The following is a 14,393-nucleotide window of genomic DNA, read 5'->3' on the forward strand; positions in this document are numbered from 1 at the left end:
CGCCCGCCGCACCGTCCGAACCGGCGACACCGGCAACAGCTGTGGTCACCGAGCAGGCAGGAGAGCCCGCATGAATGCCGACGACGCCGCCCGTCACCTGCCCGATTCGTCCAAGCGCACCCCGGTTACCACCTACCGGCTGCAGTTGGGAGAGTCGCTGACCTTCGACGACGTGCGCGCCCAACTGCCCTACCTGCGCCGACTGGGCGTGACCGACCTGTACCTCTCCCCCGTCCTGGCGGCCAGCCCGGGCTCGACCCACGGCTACGACGTCGTCGACCACACCCACATCAGCGCCGTGATGGGCGGTCGGGAGGGCCTGGAGAAGCTGGCCCGCGAGGCCCAAGCCGCCGGCATGGGCGTGGTGGTGGACATCGTCCCCAACCACATGTCGGTGCCGACCCCGGTATGGCACAACCCGCCCCTGTGGTCCGTGCTGCGCGACGGAGCGGACTCACCGTATGCCGCCTGGTTCGATGCCCCCCGCGGCGAGAAGCTGCTGATGCCGGTACTCGGTCAGCGCATCGGGCAGGCCCTGACCGACGGCGAGTTCACCGTGGAGCGCATGGTCATACCCACCGAGCCGGAGCGGGGCGAGCAGTGGGTGCTGCGCTACTACGACCACGTCTTTCCGCTCGCCGCGGGCACCCACGCCCTGCCCTTGCCGGAGCTGCTGGGCCGCCAGCACTATCGGCTCGCCTATTGGCGGGTGGGTGACGAGGAGCTGAATTACCGGCGCTTCTTCGACATTGCCACACTGGCGGCCGTGCGCGTGGAGGACCCGGAGGTCTTCGCCGGCTCGCACGCACTCATCCTGGAGCTGGTCGACGCCGGGGCGATCGACGCCCTGCGGGTGGATCACCCCGACGGCCTGGCCGACCCGGAGGGCTACCTGGATCGGCTCGCCCAGGCCACGGGCGGCGCCTGGGTCGCGGCGGAGAAGATCCTCGCCCCCGACGAACTGCTGCCGGACTCCTGGCGCGCCGCCGGCACCACCGGATACGACGCCGCCTGGCGCATCGACCAGCTCCAGGTCGATCCCGCAGGAGCCCGCACGCTTGGCGCCCTGATGCGAGAACTCACCGGTAACGTGCCGATCGACTACGCCCGCGTTTCCGGCGACGCCAAGCGGGAGATCATCGCCGGCTCCCTGGCCTCCGAAGTGAACCGGCTGGTGGACCTGCTGCATGCCATCACCTCCCGGGACCTGTATCTGTCCGACCACACCTTCCGGGACCTGCGCGCCTGCGTGGTGGAACTGCTGGTGGCCGCTGACCGCTACCGGGCCTATGTGCTTCCGGGACGGCAGGCCGACGCGGAGCAGGCCGCCGTGTTGCAGGACACCGCCGCACGAGCGCGCGCCCACCTGACTCCCGACCAGTTCCCCACACTCGACCTGGTGGTGGCGCTACTGCTGGGCGAGCAGGTTGGCTCCGGTGAGCCCTCGGACTCACCGGAGCGGGCGGAGATCATCACCCGCTTCCAGCAGGTGTGCGGCGCGGTCACCGCCAAGGGCGTGGAGGACACCACCTTCTACCGGTGGACGCACCTGACCAGCCTGACCGAGGTGGGCGGCGACCCCGCCGGTTTCGCCCTGCCCGCCGATGAGGCGCATGCCTGGGCCGGGCGCGTCCAGCGCAGCTGGCCCGCCACCATGGTCACGTCCACCACCCATGACACCAAGCGCAGCGAGGACGTGCGCGCACGCATCGACGTGCTCGCCTCCTACGCCGCCGAGTGGGTCGAGGTAGTTCATCGGCTGCGTGATCTGACCGCGGGTATACGCCCCGCCGATCTGGATGGGGCCACCGAGAACCTGCTGTGGCAGACGCTGTGGGGCACCTGGGCCCCCGACTCCGGAGACCCCATCACCGGCGAGCGGCTGGGGGCCTACCTGATCAAGGCGGCCCGCGAGCAGAAGTCGTGGACCACGTGGACGGCACCGGACACCGAGCGCGAGGGCCAACTGGCCTACTACGCAACCGCCCTGCTGGCGCGTGCGGACGTGGCCGAGGAACTGAACGAGTTCGCCGCGCTGACGTCTCGTGCCGTGCGGGACACCATCCTGGCGAACAAGGCGATGACGCTCACCTGGCTCGGAGTCGCAGACGTCTACCAGGGCAGCGAGGTCACCCGCACCTCACTGGTGGACCCGGACAACCGCCGCCCGGTCGACTATGACTCCGACGGTGGTCTGCGTGCCGCCCTCGACCGGGTGGAGCAGGCCGAGCCGCATGCCGAACTGACGCTGGATGAGGCCAAGCTGCGCCTGACCAGCCGACTGTGTCGGCTGCGCGCCGAAAGGCCCGAGACCTTCGTCGGCGAGCGTTCCGGCTACATGCCGCTGCCGACGACTACCGCCTGCGCCTTCGCCTACGCCCGTCTGTTGGACGATCAGGCCGATGTCGTCGTGGTGGTGCGACGCCTGGGGCGTCGTCTCGAACGACTCGGCGGCTGGGGCGGCCACACCATTGTGCTGCCGCAGGGCGAGTGGACCGATGTTCTCACCGGCGCACCGGTGTCCGGCGGCACCAGGCTCCTGGCCGACGTCGTCGGCGGGGAGTCGGTGGTGGTCCTGGCCCGCCCGCGCCGCGAGCAGCCCTGAGGCCCGCCCGCGGCGCGCAGCCGGGCTACTACCGCGCTGGGGCGTCCGAGTCGTCGCCGACACCGCCGCGCAGCGCACCGATCCGGCTGCGCGCGGCGGCCACGCCCGCCTCCGCACGGTGCTTGAGCTCCAGCGCCTTCACCAGCCCGGCGTATACGCGCGGCCGCACCAGCAGGTCCCACGGTCCGGGCACGGACACGGGACCGTCGGCGGTGAACTTGGCCTTGAAGCTGCCGACGCCGTTCAGTTCGGGGGTTCGCTCGGACCCCACCCCCATCAGGTCCCAGGTGCGCGCGCCGCGCTCGCGCAGCCAACAGCCCGCCTTGTACACGAGCGCGTCGGCAGCCAGGCTGCGCCGCCCCTCGGCGGTGGAAGCGGCATAGTAGTGCGCGGCGCCGTCGCCCCACAGGGTGTCGATGCTCCAGGCCAGCGCCTCCCCGCCGTTCCGGCGCACCACGTACAGTCGGCAGTGGTCGGGGCCGAGCGTGCGCAGCATGGTCCGGTAGGTGTCCTCCGGGGCGGCGTGGAAGCCGTCACGGTCGCCGGTCTCCAGGAGGATCTGGTACAACTCCCCGAATACCTCCTCGGCCCGGTCCGTCTCATCGTGGAAGGTCAGCTCGGTGTTGCGCAGCGCCTTGCGCACGTCCCGGCGCCCGCGCGACTTGAAAGATGCCAGGAAGGCCTCGTCGTCCTCCCGGTCCAGGTTCAAGATGATGGTGCGGTCGTGGGGCATGGTCTGCAGCAGTTCGTGCAGCTCCGGGGCGGGGTGGGTGCAGTGCAGACGCACGAAGACAATGGCCGGGTCGTGGAAGCGCACGCCCTGAACCAGCAGCTCCCGCAGCTCGGTCTCCTCCTCGGCGGTCGGCTCCGCGCCCAGCCACACCGGGGCGTGTCGGGCCCACAGGTAGGGAAAGCCGCGCACGGACATACGGGTTAGCGAGATCAGGGCGCGGGGGGTGCCGTCGGCGGCGGAGTAGACCAGTCGTCCCCAGGGCTCGCGTCCGTCCACGGCCGCGTCGAAGGCGTCCCACGCGGCGCTCTGCTCGATGGGCAGCGTGGTCTCGGCGTCGGCGGCGATACGCCGGAAGGTCTCCCAGTCGATGCGCCGCATGGTGCCGCCGGATGCGCGGGGGGTGGCGTTCTCGGGCAAGGTCATGGAGGGGGTTCCTGTCCTGTCTTGGGGCTGATGGTGTCGCCGCCGCGAGCTGCGCCCGCCTGGCCGGTCTCACGATAGACCAGGAGACGGGCCTGCGGTGCGCTTGCGCCTGAGACATGTCCGACGGCGGCGGCTGACACGGCGTGGCGACGCGGTGGGCGCACGCGCGCCGGTAGCCTGGGGCGGTGGCTGATATCCCCCGCGCGTCGGCTCCAGAGTCGGCCGCATCCTCGATGCCGGAGCGTTTCCGCACCGCTCTGCTGTCACTGCGCGAAGTCGCCCGACCGCGCGGCCTGATTCTGGAGGAGGTGCCCGCGCCGTCTCGGCTAGCCCCCTACGCCGCCGCCCTCACGGCGGAGACGGTTCAAACGGAGGCGGGCACGCCGCTGGCCTCTGGACGCTTCGTGGTGCTGCACGACCCGGCGACGCAGCCCGCTTGGGATGGCGATTTCCGGCTGGTGGTGATGGTGCGTGCACGGGTGGATGAGGCCATCGGCGCGGACCCGCTGCTCGGCGCAGCCGCCTGGTCCTGGCTGACCGACGCGCTTGAGCATGCCGGCGCCGGCCGCCACGCCCTGGTCGGCACCGTCACCCGGGTCCTGTCCGACACCTTCGGTGGTCTGGAGCTCACCGACGCCAGCGCCCAGGTGGAGATCCGCTCCTCCTGGACTCCGACCACGCCCGACCTCGGCCCGCATTTGCTGGCCTGGTACGAACTGATTCACTTGGCGGCGGGGCACGAGCCGGAAAGCGCCGTCCCGTTGGGCCTGGCGGGAGCGACGCGATGACCGGCGCCGCCGCACCCAGCCCGGTCGCCGTTCCGGGCACAACCGACTGCCCGGTCCCCGCCGACGCCGTCGTCGCCTATCAGCGGCCCGCCGAGGGGCTGCCCGCCGTGACCGACACGCCTGCCGCACTCGCCCGCCAGGCCGCCGCCCTGGCGGGCGGCACCGGGCCGATCGCCGTCGACGCCGAGCGGGCCTCCGGTTTCCGCTACGGTCAGGACGCCTACCTGGTGCAGCTGCGCCGCGCGGGCGCCGGGACCGTGCTGGTGGACCCGCAGGGCGCCGGCGAGCTGTCCGCCCTGGCCGCCGCCCTGGACGGCCCGGAGTGGGTGCTGCACGCCGCCGACCAGGATTTGCCCTGCCTGACGGCACTGGGGCTGTCCACCGAGCGCCTGTTCGACACCGAGTTGGCGGCCCGCCTGCTGGGGCGCGAGCACGTGGGGCTGGGCGCCGTCGTCGAGGAGACGCTGGGACTGCGTCTGGCCAAGGACCATGCGGCCGCCGACTGGTCGACGCGGCCACTGCCGGAGTCGTGGCTGGTTTACGCGGCGCTCGACGTTGAGCTGCTTTTGCCCCTGCGCGACGCACTCGCTGAAGAACTGCATGCGGCCGGGCGCGCCGAGTGGGCGGCCGAGGAGTTCGCCTACGAACTGGCCCATCCGGCCCGGCCGCCCCGTCCCGACCCCTGGCGGCGCACCCCCCGCTCCGGCCCGGCGCTGCGTTCGCCCCGCTCGGCGGCGGTGCTGCGTGAGCTTTGGATCGCGCGCGAGGAGCTGGCCCGGCAGTTGGACGTGACCCCGTCGAAGGTGCTGCCCCACCGGGCCCTGGTGGCGGCGGCGGTGATACGCCCGACGTCGGCGCGTCGGCTGGCCGGCCTGCGGGAGTTCTCCTCGCGCACCGCGCGGCAGCACCAGGAGCGGTGGTGGCGGGCCGTGGAGCGCGCCCTGGCGCTGCCTGAGGATCAGCTGCCGCCCGTGCATGCGCCACTGGCCCCGGGAGAGCTGCCACAGCCGCGCTCGTGGCCGCGGCATCATCCCGAATCGGCGGCGGCACTGGAGCAGGTACGCGGCGGCGTGCGGGAACGCGCCGAGCAGCTGCGGATCCCCCATGAGGTACTGCTGGCCACGGACGCGCAGCGGCATCTGGCGTGGGAGATCGGCGAGGCCGAGGCCGCCGGTCGGCGCGTCGACGTGTCCGTGGCGGGCGTGGCCGCCCTGTTGGCATCCTTCGATGCGCGCCCCTGGCAGATCGAGCAGGTGGCCCGGACGCTTGCCACCGCCCTGCACTGATCCGCATCCGCACCACCCCTCCGTCCCCTCACCGAGGTCGGTCGAAGTTACATGCCGAGGTCGGTCGATGTAACGTGCCGAGGTCGGTCGAAGTGGCAGCGCAGAGCCGAACCGCCCCGGCACGCATTACGTGCCGGGGCGGTTCGCGCAGCGCGCGCAGAAGATCAGTGCACCGTGAACCCGTGCGCGCGGAAGATCTGGCGGGTGGATTCCACCAGTTCAGGCTCGGGCGGGCGGGTGTCGCGGAGCTTGTACTCCAGCTTCAGCGCATCCCATTTGTCGGTGCCCATCTGGTGGAATGGCAGCACCTCGACGCGGGACACCACCGGCCGCCAACGCTCCACGATGCGGGCCACGTTCTCCACGTTCTGCGGGTCGTCCGTCAACCCCGGCACCAGCACGAAGCGCACCCAGATCTCGATGCCCTTGGCGGCCAGACGGTCGCCGAAGTCGATCGTCGGGGCGAGTTCGCGGCCGGTGACCTTCTTGTAGGTCTCCTCGTCGCCGCTCTTGACGTCCAGCAGCACCAGGTCGATGTTGTCTAGCATCTCATCCGAGGCGTGCTGGCCGAGGTAGCCGGAGGTGTCGATGCAGGTGTGGATACCCATGGCCTTCGCGCCGGCAAGGATGCGTCCGGCGAAGGCCGGCTGCATGAGCACCTCCCCACCGGACAGGGTGATGCCGCCGCCGGTGGCCTTGAAGACATTCCGGTAGCGCCCGATCCGGCGCAGTAGCTCGTCGGCTTCAACCGGCTCGCCGTCCCGCATGAGGAAGGTGTCCGGGTTGTGGCAGTACAAGCAGCGCAGCGGGCAACCGTTGAGGAAGATCGTCATCCGGGTACCCGGCCCGTCGACGGCGGTAACCAGCTCCCAGGAGTGGATGGACCCCAGGGTGCCCTCACGCATGCGGGCGAGGCGCTCGGATCTCTGAAGGTCGGTCAGCTCCTCGAGCCCGCCGATTCCGGCCCCGCGCAGACGGGCGGCCGGGGCCAGAAAGTCCTGGTCCCGGCCGCCGGTCTGCTCCGGGGTGATGGTCTCAGTCATCTGAGTCCCTCACCCGTGTCGGTTCAGGCGCCGGCGTGGAAGGTGCGGTTGAGCACGTCGAGCTGCTGCTCGCGGGTCAGCTTCACGAAGTTGACGGCGTAGCCGGAGACACGCACCGTCAGGTTCGGGTAGTTCTCCGGGTGCTCCATGGCGTCCTCAAGGGTGGAGCGGTCCAGCACGTTGATGTTGGCGTGGTACAGACCCTTGACGCCACCGGTGTCATCGCGCTGCGCCTTCATGGACTCCAGGCGCTCTTCATACGTGGCCATAGCAGGCCCCTTTCTGGTGAGGTGAGAAATGTGTATTCGGATGGTCTGGTGGCCCGCCGCTTGGGCGGCGGGATCAGACCTCGGCGCAGTCGTCGGGGACGAAACCGGCGTCGAGGATGCCCACGAGGTTGGACACGCGCTCGTCGAGCGTGCGGCCCAGTCCCTGGGGCGTGATGGTGTTGGTCAGGGAGATGCCGTCAAGGGCATCGTTGTAGTCCAGCTTGCCCACGCTCAGCATGGAGGCCACCATGCCGTGGGTGTCCATGCCGTTCTCCGGGTTGGCGCCCGGGGAGAAGGGGGTGCCCTTCTTGTGGCCGGACGGGAAGGAGCCGGTGGCCTTGCCGTAGACGACGTTGGAGGTGATCGTCAGCACGGACTGGGTCGGGATGGCGTCCCGGTAGAGGGGCTGTTCCTTGATCTTGGACATGATGGTGTGGACCACCGTCGCGGCGATCTCGTCGGCGCGGTCGTCGTCGTTGCCGTAGATCGGGAAGTCGCCCTCGGTGACGTAGTCGACCACGAGCCCGGTCTCGTCGCGCACCGGCGTGACCTTGGCGTACTTGATGGCGCTCAGCGAGTCGGCGACGATGGACAGCCCGGCGATGCCGCAGCCCATGGTGCGCACGATCTCGGAGTCGTGCAGCGCCATCTCGATCGACTCATACGCGTAGCGGTCGTGGCAGTAGTGAATGATGTTCAGCGCCTCGACGTAGGTGCCGACCACCCAGTCGAGCATCTTCTCGTACTTGTCCCAGACCTCGTCGAAGTCGAGCGGGGCGTCGCCCTCGATGCCGGGCAGGCCGGTGACGACCTGCTTGCCGGTCATCTCGTCGCGGCCGCCGTTGATGGCGTACAGCAGGGCCTTGGCGGCGTTCACGCGCGCACCGAAGAACTGCATCTGCTTGCCGACCCGCATCGGGGAAACACAGCAGGCGATGGCGGCGTCGTCGCCCCAGTGCTCACGGATCTGCTCGTCCGCCTCGTACTGGATGGCGGAGGTGGTGATGGAGATCAGGGCGCAGAAGTCCTTGTAGCCCTTGGGCAGATCCTCGTTCCAGAAGATGGTGATGTTCGGCTCGGGGGCCGGGCCCAGGTTGCGCAGGGTCTGCAGCAGCCGGAAGGAGGTCTTGGTGACCAGCGGGCGGCCGTCCTCGCCGAAGCCGGCGTCGGACCAGGTGGCCCAGTAGGGGTCGCCGGAGAAGATCTGGTCGTAGTCGGTGGTGCGCAGGAAGCGGGTGATGCGCAGCTTCATGACGATGTTGTCGATGAGCTCCTGGGCGCGGGACTCGTCGATGACGCCGTTCTTCAGGTCGCGCTCGAAGTAGATGTCGAGGAAGGCGGACAGGCGGCCGATGCTCATGGCGGCGCCGTCCTGGGACTTCACGGAGGCGAGGTAGGCGAAGTAGGTCCACTGCACGGCCTCGTGGGCGTCCTTGGCGGGGCCGGAAATGTCGAAGCCGTAGGAGGCGGCCATGTTCTTGAGCTTCTTCAGCGCCTTGATCTGCTCGGCGTGCTCCTCGCGGTACCGGGCCCAGTGCTCGGAGAAGGGCTTGTCGGCGACGGCGTCCTTGGCCTGCTGCTTGAGCTCGATGAGGCGGTCGACGCCGTACAGGGCGACGCGGCGGTAGTCGCCGATGATGCGGCCGCGGCCGTAGGCGTCGGGCAGGCCGGTGATGATGTGGGAGCTGCGGGCGGCGCGAATGCGCGGGGTGTAGATGTCGAAGACCGCGTCATTGTGGGTCTTGCGGTAGCGGGTGAAGATCTTCTTGACCTCGGGGTCGACCTCCTTGCCGGCCTCCTTGATCGCCTGCTCCACCATGCGCCAGCCACCGTTGGGCATCATGGCGCGCTTGAGCGGGGAGTCTGTCTGCAGGCCGACGATGACGTCGTCGTCCTCGCTGATGTAGCCGGCAGGGAATGCGTCGATGTCGGACGGGGTGTGCGTGTCGACGTCGAGGATGCGCACCTTGCGCTCCTCAGACAGGTAGTTCTTCTCCAGGGTGTCCCACAGGCGCAGGGTCTTGTCGGTGGCGCCGGCAAGGAACGACGCATCGCCCGTGTACGGGGTGTAGTTACGCTGGATGAAGTCCCGGACGTCAATATCCTCGGTCCACGGGCCCTTGGTGAAGCCCTCCCACGCGTCGCGGCTGGTGGTCTCGTCCGCAGTGGCGGATGCTGTGACCTCGGTTGTCATCCGTGCCCTCCTATAGGGTGGGTGGCTCGCGCCACCCGATGGTGTGCGCCCTTGTGAGGCGTGGCGGTACATCGTTGCGCCGTCGAGTTAAGACTAGGCCAGACGTCCCGCTTTGTGTCATGCCGATTCAAAACCGCCCGGTGGGATGACTCACAGCCACTACCCAGCCCAACCTAACCTAGGACTTTAGTCCCAGGCGCCGGCGCAACCTGTTCCTCCGGTCACCACTTCCCGCTTCCGCTCAAGAACCGCATAATCGCGGCGATCCGCACCCACCTCGGCAATCTGCTCTAGATACCCTCATGCCAGTCCGCCACGCGCGCCGCCTCCGGTCGCGTGCCGCTCGTTCAACCGGACGACGCCGACGCCTCGCCCCGAGCCGATCCCCGCCCCCGGCCTGGGACTGGTGTCCTACATCAGCGTTGGGGGCGCCGGCCGAGGCCGAGATCAGTCCCTGCCGTCCGCAGCGGCGTCCGAACCCACGAGGCGACGCACCGCCGCACAGATGCCCGCGCGGTCCATGCCGAAGTCCGCCAGCAACTGCTCGCGCGTGGCCGTCGGCAGGAAACGGCGCGGCACACCCAGGCGGGCCACGCGGGGGACCTCCACGGCCCCATCCGACAGGGAGGCGTCCTCGACGGCGTCGCGCAGCTGCGAGCCCACGCCGCCCTCCACGAGCCCGTCCTCCACCACCAGCGTGCCGCTCGCGGTGCGGGCGAGCTCGACCAGCGCGTCCGGCACCGGCACGGGCCAGCGCGGACACACCACCCGCACGGCAACCCCCTCCGCAGTCAGGCTCCGCCCGGCGTCGAGCGCGTTCCCGGCCATGGCACCCACTCCGACCAGCAGCACCGGCCGCTCCCCCGCCGTGTCGAGCAGGACATCCACGGCGCCGAAGGGTCCGTCGCCCTCCCCCACGGTGCGCACGGCCGGCAGCGGGGCGGGCAGGGAGCCCTTCGGATAGCGCACCACCGTGGGCGCGTCGTCCACGCCGACCGCGTCCCGCAGGGCCTGCCGCAGCGTGGCCTCGTCGCGGGGCGCGGCCAGATGCAGGCCGGGCACGTGCGCCAGCAGCGCCATGTCCCACATGCCATTGTGGCTGGCGCCGTCGGTGCCGGTGATGCCGGCCCGATCCAGCAGCACGGTGACGCCGGCCCGGTGCAGGCCCACGTCCATGAGCACCTGGTCGAAGGCCCGGTTGAGGAAGGTCGCGTACAGCGCGACCACCGGATGCAGGCCGGCGAAGGCCATGCCGGCTGCACTGGTGAGCGCGTGCTGCTCGGCGATGCCGACGTCGATGACCCGATCGGGCAGCGCGTCGGCCAGTGGCTGCAGGCCGACCGGCTGCTGCATGGCGGCGGTTATGCCCACGATCCGCTTGTCGGCGCGAGCCAGCGCCAGCAGCTCCTCGGCGACGACGGCGGTCCACCCGAAGCGGGAGGGCACCACCGGCAGCCCGGTCTCCGGGTGGATGCGGCCGACGGCGTGGAAGCGGTCGGCGGCGTCCTCCTCGGCGGGGGTGTAGCCGCGCCCCTTCTCGGTGATGACGTGGACGATCACCGGTTCGGTGTAGTCCCGGGCCCGGGCCAGGGCGAACTCCACCGCGGTCTCGTCGTGCCCGTCGACCGGCCCGGTGTACTTGATGCCCAAGTCCTCGAAGAAGGCCGAGGGCACCAGGATGTCCTTCAGGCCGCGCTTCAGGCCGTGTAGCGCATCGAAGGCGGCGCGCCCCGGAGCTCCCTGTGAAAGCAGCGTGTGCTTGACGCTGGACAGCATGCGCTCGTAACCGGGGTTGGTGCGCAGCGCATCCAAGTGGTGCGCCAGTCCGCCGATGGTGGGCGCGTAGGAGCGGCCGTTGTCGTTGACCACGATCACCAGGTGCTTGTCGGCGGAGTCGGCGATATTGTTCAGCGCCTCCCAGGCCATGCCACCGGTCAGCGCCCCGTCACCGATCACGGCGACGATGTGCCGGTCGCGTCCCTGCAGGTGGTTGGCGCGGGCGATGCCGTCCGCCCAGGACAGGGCGGTAGAGGCGTGGGAGTTCTCGACGACGTCGTGGATCGACTCCTGCCGGGAGGGGTAGCCGGACACGCCGCCGCGTTCGCGCAGCCGACTGAAGTCCTGCCGACCGGTGAGCAGCTTGTGCACGTAGGCCTGGTGGCCGGTGTCGAAGACGATGGTGTCGCGCGGAGAGCGGAAGGTGCGGTGCAGGGCCAGGGTCAGCTCGACGACCCCGAGGTTGGGGCCCAGGTGCCCGCCGGTGCGCGCCACCGTGGCCACCAGGTAGCGGCGGATCTCGGCCGCGAGCACCTCGAGCTCCTCGCTGGTCAGGCCGCGCAGGTCGGCCGGGCGGTGGATGCGGCTGAGCAGTGGCGTATCGGGCAGGGGCGAGGGGATGCCGGCGACGTCGGGAGCACCGTCTGTGCCGTCAGCACCGGCCGCGCCGAGGGTGGCAGGGTTCTCACTCATCGGCGCGTCTCCTCCTATTGCCGGTCGGGTTGCGGCGGCACGCGGGGAGCCGCTGCCGCCGCGGCGTCTCAGCATATGCACATACGCGCCGGGCGTGCCGCCGCGACCCGCGGCCCGCTCAGCGCGACAAGCGGGCACCGTGCGGCCCGGAACACGTAGGGTTGGCCCCGGACCGCGCGCACCGCCCGACGGGCAGCCCGCGCCGACCCACCGCCTTCAGGAGGAACGATGAGTACCACAGCGCCGTACGGGACCTGGCCCTCGCCGATCACCCCCGGCACCATCACCACCCGCACCCTGTCCCTGTCGCAGGTGCGCGTGGATGGCGGGGACACCTACTGGGTGGAGCAGCGCGCCTCCCAGGCCGGCCGCCAGGTCCTGCTGCACCGGGACGGCGACGGACAGATCGGTGAGGTACTGCCGCTGACGCCCGCCGACGAGCTGGTGGACGCCCGTACTCGTGTGCACGAGTACGGCGGGCGCGCCTACGCCGTCGACTCCGGCATAATCGTCGTCTCCCACGCCGGCGATGGGCGCCTGTACCGCTACGACGTCGCCCACCGGCTGCGCGGCCTGGTGCCGCTGACCATCTACGGGGACGTGCGCCACGGCGACCTCGAGATCGACACCGCCCGCGGCCTGGTCTACGCGGTGCGCGAGGACCACCGCGGCGACGGCGAGCCGGTCAACACGCTGGTCGCCATTCCGCTGGACGGCTCGGCCGCCCGCGACGACGCCGCATGCACCACGATCGTGTCCGGCACCGACTTCGTGGTCTCCCCCACGCTGTCACCCGACGGGGAGCACCTGGCCTGGATCACCTGGAACCACCCGGATATGCCCTGGGACAACGCCACCCTGCACGTGGGGGACCTGCTCCCGGACGGCACCATCGGCTCCCAGACCGTCGTCGACGGGGGCGCCGGCTACTCCGTGTCCGAGCCGCGCTGGACCGAGGAGTGCGAACTCGTGCACGTGTCCAACGCCTCCGGCTTCTGGAACCTGTACCGCACCGAGGGCTTCCCGCGCCGCGGCACCAACCGCGAGGGCTGGACCGAGTCTCTGCGCACCCGCCCGCTGCACCCGATCGATGCGACCTTCACCTCCCCCGCCTGGGTGCTGGGCCCGCACCACTTCGACGTGCTCGACGGCGAGCATTTGATCGCCTCCTGGGCGCGCGACGGCGTGTGGCACCTGGGCACGGTCAAGCTGGCCAACGGGGAGCTGGAGGAGTGGAACGTCGGCTGGCAGCCGATGGGCAACGTCGCCTCCTCCGGGGGACGCGTCGTCATGCTGGCCGGCAGCGAGACCGAGCTGCCCAGCATCGTGGAGGTGCGTGGCCGAGAAGTGGAGGTCCTGCGCGGCTCGGGTGACTTCTCCGCTCACGACGCCGGCATCTCCTTCGCCGAGCCCGTCTCCTGGCCCACCACCGACGGCGCCACCGCGCACGGCTTCTTCTACGCCCCGGCCTCCTCCGCCTACGTCGGCCCCGACGACGAGCTGCCGCCGCTGATCGTGGGCGTGCACGGCGGCCCCACCGCCATGGACCGCACCGGGTATGACCTGCGCATCCAGTTCTGGACCAGCCGCGGTTTCGCCTATCTGGCCGTTAACTACCGTGGTTCTACCGGCTACGGCTCGGACTACCGGCGCCTGTTGAACGGCAAGTGGGGCGTGTACGACGTTGACGACGTCGTCTCGGGGGCCCAGTTCCTGGCCGACTCCGGCAAGGTGGACCCGGCCCGCATCGCGGTGCGCGGCGCCTCCGCCGGCGGGTTCACCGCCCTGGCGGCGCTGGTCCGCTCCGACGTGTTCAGCGCCGGCACCTCCCTGTACGGGGTGGCCGACCTGGCCCAGTTGGCCCGCACCACTCACAAGTTCGAGTCCCGTTACATTCAAAGGCTGGTGGGCGCGGACGACCTGGATGACCCGGTCTACGCCGAGCGCTCCCCGATCAACCGCATCGACGACATTCACGCCCCGCTACTGCTGCTGCAGGGCAGCGCCGACCCGATCATTCCGCCCGCTCAGGCCACCGGCATGTACGAGGCGGTCAAGGCCAAGGGGCTGCCGGTCGCCCTTGAGGTCTTCCAGGGCGAGGGGCACGGTTTCAGCCTTGCCGCCAACGTGCACCGCGCCTACCAGGACGAGCTGAGCTTCTACGCGCAGGTGTGGGGCCTGGCCTCCCCGGTGCTGGAGCGGGTCGCCCTGCACGTGGACAACCTGAACCGCTGACAACCGCGCCGGCCGTGACTGCGCTCGTGCCCAGAAATGCAGGCGGCCGGCTGCGGGAACACGCCCTGAATCTGCTGCGCTACCACCGCACCGGACTTTTCATTCTGGCGGTACTCACCGGTTTGACGGCCGGGGCCGGTGCCGTCGTCTTCCGGGCCGGCATCGACCTGTGGACCCGGGTCCTGACCGGTACCGACGACTACACCCTGATTCTGGGGCCGTCCACCGGGGTGCTCGCGGGCCTCGGTCGTGGGTTCGTGCTGGCGGCGCCGGTGCTGTCCGGTCTGTTGGTCGGGGTGCTGATGAGCCGGCTGGGTGCCACCGCCACCGGCCACGGCGTGGCGGGGG

9 protein-coding genes and 1 pseudogene are annotated in these 14,393 nt (G+C 70.5%); 5 read left to right on the forward strand and 5 right to left on the reverse strand.

All coding sequences use genetic code 11. From position 1 onward, the window contains the following. Positions 1-70: 70 nt before the first annotated feature. Complete coding sequence (gene treY / locus BN1056_RS12585; RefSeq protein WP_210581713.1) at positions 71-2,605, forward strand: malto-oligosyltrehalose synthase; 2,535 nt, start codon at positions 71-73, stop codon at positions 2,603-2,605. Positions 2,606-2,633: 28 nt separating this feature from the next. Here the strand turns inward: treY and BN1056_RS12590 are convergent, their stop codons facing one another. Then, positions 2,634-3,761 carry a lipid II:glycine glycyltransferase FemX gene (locus tag BN1056_RS12590; protein ID WP_210581716.1) on the reverse strand — a complete coding sequence of 376 codons (1,128 nt, stop codon included), beginning with the start codon at positions 3,759-3,761 and terminating at the stop codon, positions 2,634-2,636. Between the two features lie 233 nt (positions 3,762-3,994). On the opposite strand from BN1056_RS12590, the gene BN1056_RS12595 reads away from it, so the two are divergent. Together BN1056_RS12595 and BN1056_RS12600 are read left to right on the forward strand one after the other, a co-directional pair. Next, positions 3,995-4,549 (forward strand): DUF3000 domain-containing protein, encoded by a 555-nt coding sequence (locus BN1056_RS12595; protein WP_210581976.1) that lies wholly within the window; start codon positions 3,995-3,997, stop codon positions 4,547-4,549. Further along, a complete protein-coding gene (locus BN1056_RS12600) occupies positions 4,546-5,835 on the forward strand; it encodes an HRDC domain-containing protein (protein ID WP_210581718.1) in 1,290 nt (429 codons plus the stop codon). Before BN1056_RS12595 ends, BN1056_RS12600 begins: the two co-directional genes overlap by 4 nt. A 164-nt stretch (positions 5,836-5,999) precedes the next feature. Here BN1056_RS12600 and pflA read toward each other — a convergent pair whose 3' ends face one another. The 4 genes from pflA to dxs form a co-directional block, all read right to left on the reverse strand. Further along, a complete protein-coding gene (gene pflA, locus BN1056_RS12605; RefSeq protein ID WP_210581720.1) occupies positions 6,000-6,878 on the reverse strand; it encodes a pyruvate formate-lyase-activating protein in 879 nt (292 codons plus the stop codon). Between the two features lie 23 nt (positions 6,879-6,901). Then, entirely contained in the window at positions 6,902-7,147 is a 246-nt protein-coding gene (gene grcA2 / locus BN1056_RS12610; RefSeq protein WP_092535338.1) for an autonomous glycyl radical cofactor GrcA2, read from the reverse strand. 73 nt (positions 7,148-7,220) lie between these two features. Then, positions 7,221-9,341 carry a formate C-acetyltransferase gene (gene pflB, locus BN1056_RS12615; RefSeq protein WP_210581722.1) on the reverse strand — a complete coding sequence of 707 codons (2,121 nt, stop codon included), beginning with the start codon at positions 9,339-9,341 and terminating at the stop codon, positions 7,221-7,223. 447 nt (positions 9,342-9,788) lie between these two features. After that, on the reverse strand, positions 9,789-11,810 hold the full coding sequence (dxs, locus tag BN1056_RS12620; protein ID WP_210581724.1) for a 1-deoxy-D-xylulose-5-phosphate synthase: 2,022 nt from the start codon (positions 11,808-11,810) through the stop codon (positions 9,789-9,791). 228 nt (positions 11,811-12,038) lie between these two features. On the opposite strand from dxs, the gene BN1056_RS12625 reads away from it, so the two are divergent. Both BN1056_RS12625 and BN1056_RS12630 read left to right on the forward strand, forming a co-directional pair. After that, positions 12,039-14,045, forward strand: a complete 2,007-nt coding sequence (locus tag BN1056_RS12625; RefSeq protein ID WP_210581726.1) for an alpha/beta hydrolase family protein — start codon at positions 12,039-12,041, stop codon at positions 14,043-14,045. 26 nt (positions 14,046-14,071) lie between these two features. Next, positions 14,072-14,393: pseudogene (locus BN1056_RS12630) on the forward strand (chloride channel protein); the annotation flags it as partial.

The organism is Actinomyces succiniciruminis, assembly GCF_900002405.1.
GTDB classification, from domain to species: domain Bacteria; phylum Actinomycetota; class Actinomycetes; order Actinomycetales; family Actinomycetaceae; genus Actinomyces; species Actinomyces succiniciruminis.

Excerpts from the sequence above, each read along its gene's own strand:
- treY (WP_210581713.1), top strand. The coding sequence starts at position 71 with ATGAATGCCGACGACGCCGCCCGTCACCTGCCCGATTCGTCCAAGCGC.
- pflA (WP_210581720.1), bottom strand. The coding sequence starts at position 6,878 with ATGACTGAGACCATCACCCCGGAGCAGACCGGCGGCCGGGACCAGGAC.
- grcA2 (WP_092535338.1), bottom strand. The coding sequence starts at position 7,147 with ATGGCCACGTATGAAGAGCGCCTGGAGTCCATGAAGGCGCAGCGCGAT.
- dxs (WP_210581724.1), bottom strand. The coding sequence starts at position 11,810 with ATGAGTGAGAACCCTGCCACCCTCGGCGCGGCCGGTGCTGACGGCACA.
- BN1056_RS12590 (WP_210581716.1), bottom strand. The coding sequence starts at position 3,761 with ATGACCTTGCCCGAGAACGCCACCCCCCGCGCATCCGGCGGCACCATG.
- BN1056_RS12595 (WP_210581976.1), top strand. The coding sequence starts at position 3,995 with ATGCCGGAGCGTTTCCGCACCGCTCTGCTGTCACTGCGCGAAGTCGCC.
- pflB (WP_210581722.1), bottom strand. The coding sequence starts at position 9,341 with ATGACAACCGAGGTCACAGCATCCGCCACTGCGGACGAGACCACCAGC.
- BN1056_RS12625 (WP_210581726.1), top strand. The coding sequence starts at position 12,039 with ATGAGTACCACAGCGCCGTACGGGACCTGGCCCTCGCCGATCACCCCC.
- BN1056_RS12600 (WP_210581718.1), top strand. The coding sequence starts at position 4,546 with ATGACCGGCGCCGCCGCACCCAGCCCGGTCGCCGTTCCGGGCACAACC.